The organism is Synechococcus sp. H55.9, assembly GCF_047462355.1.
Taxonomy (GTDB): Bacteria; Cyanobacteriota; Cyanobacteriia; order Thermostichales; family Thermostichaceae; genus Thermostichus.
Map to the genome: position 1 here is coordinate 6,498 of NZ_JANSJB010000059.1, position 1,340 is coordinate 7,837.

At 62.8% G+C, this 1,340-nt stretch carries 2 protein-coding genes; one reads left to right on the forward strand and one right to left on the reverse strand.

The genetic code is table 11. The features are described 5' to 3' along the window. Positions 1-129: 129 nt before the first annotated feature. Positions 130-873: a lipoyl(octanoyl) transferase LipB gene (lipB, locus tag NW857_RS08780; protein ID WP_414368690.1), complete on the forward strand. Its 744-nt coding sequence runs from the start codon at positions 130-132 to the stop codon at positions 871-873. Between the two features lie 33 nt (positions 874-906). On the opposite strand, the gene NW857_RS08785 is transcribed toward lipB, so the two are convergent. Beyond that, positions 907-1,340, reverse strand: a 434-nt coding sequence (locus NW857_RS08785; protein WP_414368692.1) for a tetratricopeptide repeat protein, incomplete at its 5' end; no start/stop codon positions are given.

The following is a 1,340-nucleotide window of genomic DNA, read 5'->3' on the forward strand; positions in this document are numbered from 1 at the left end:
CTGATCCTGTTTAAAGACGGGAAGCCGGTTGACCGCATTGAAGGGCTGCTACATCCCCGAGCTCTGCTCGAGCGGCTACGGGCCCAGGTCAACCTACCGGTGGCCTGAGCTTTGCAGGGGCTTGAGCCTGTGCCGCTTCTCCAAGTTCACCTGGCAGGAGAAGTGCCCTACCGCACCGCTTGGGCTTGGCAGCAGGCCCGGTTGGCCCGGATGATCCGCCATCCTGAGGTGCCAGATGGGCTTTTGTTGCTCACCCACCCGCCGGTCTACACCCTGGGGGCAGGGGCCGATCCCAAGTTTCTCAAAAGCCTGGCTGGACGGATAGGATCCCCGGATACTCAGCCAGAGGCCTCTGCTCCTGAGGGGCCGGAGATTCTGCGGGTGGAGCGGGGCGGCGAGGTGACCTACCACGGGCCGGGCCAGTGGGTGGGCTATGCCCTACTGAACCTAAAGCGCCATAGGACTGTCTACGGCTCCCATGGCCAGCCGGATCTGCACTGCTACCTGCGCCACCTAGAAGAGGTGCTCATCCAGACCGTAGCCCACTTTGGCCTGCGGGGGGAGCGGATCCCTGGCCTGACAGGGGTTTGGGTGCAAGGCCACAAGGTGGCGGCCATCGGCATCAAGGTCTCCCGCTGGGTTACCTACCACGGCTTTGCCCTCAACGTCTGTCCGGATCTGCCTGCCTTCGCGGCCATCGTGCCCTGCGGGATCCCCGATCGCCCGGTGGGATCCCTGGTGCAGTTTTGTCCGGAGGTAACAATGGCTGCCGTAGCCCCAGTGTTGGTGCAATCTTTTTGTCATGTCTTCGGGCTGCAGGCCCAGGCAGTTTCCCTGGCCGAGTGGTTGGGAGAGCCTCCTTGGTTTGTCTAAATCCGAGATGGTCCTGGATTAATCCAAGGGCGACTACTCCACCCCCAACTGGCGCAGCAGTTGCTGCAGGATGGCTTGGTCAGCAAAATTGCCGCTTTGGGAAAAAAGAGCCAAGGCCTGGCGAAAGGCAGCCATGGCAGCCTCTCGCTCCCCCAGTTGCAGGTGGGCCACGCCGCGACTAAAGTAGGCCTCTGGGATCCCCGGATCCAACTGGATGGCCCGCTCCGCATCGGCTAGGGCTTTTTGGGGCTGGCGCAACTGGTTGTAAACGTAGCTGCGGTTAACGTAGGCCGGCGCATAGGTGGGATCCAACTCTACTGCCCGATCCAGATCGGCCAAAGCCGCCACCGGATCCCCGCGCAGCAACTTGAGGGATCCCTGCCAGTTAAACTCGGAAGCAGGGCTTCGGGCCGAGGTCTGCTCAGGAGGAGTGGGGGAGGTGGGCAAAGAGAGGGCGGGGGCAGGAG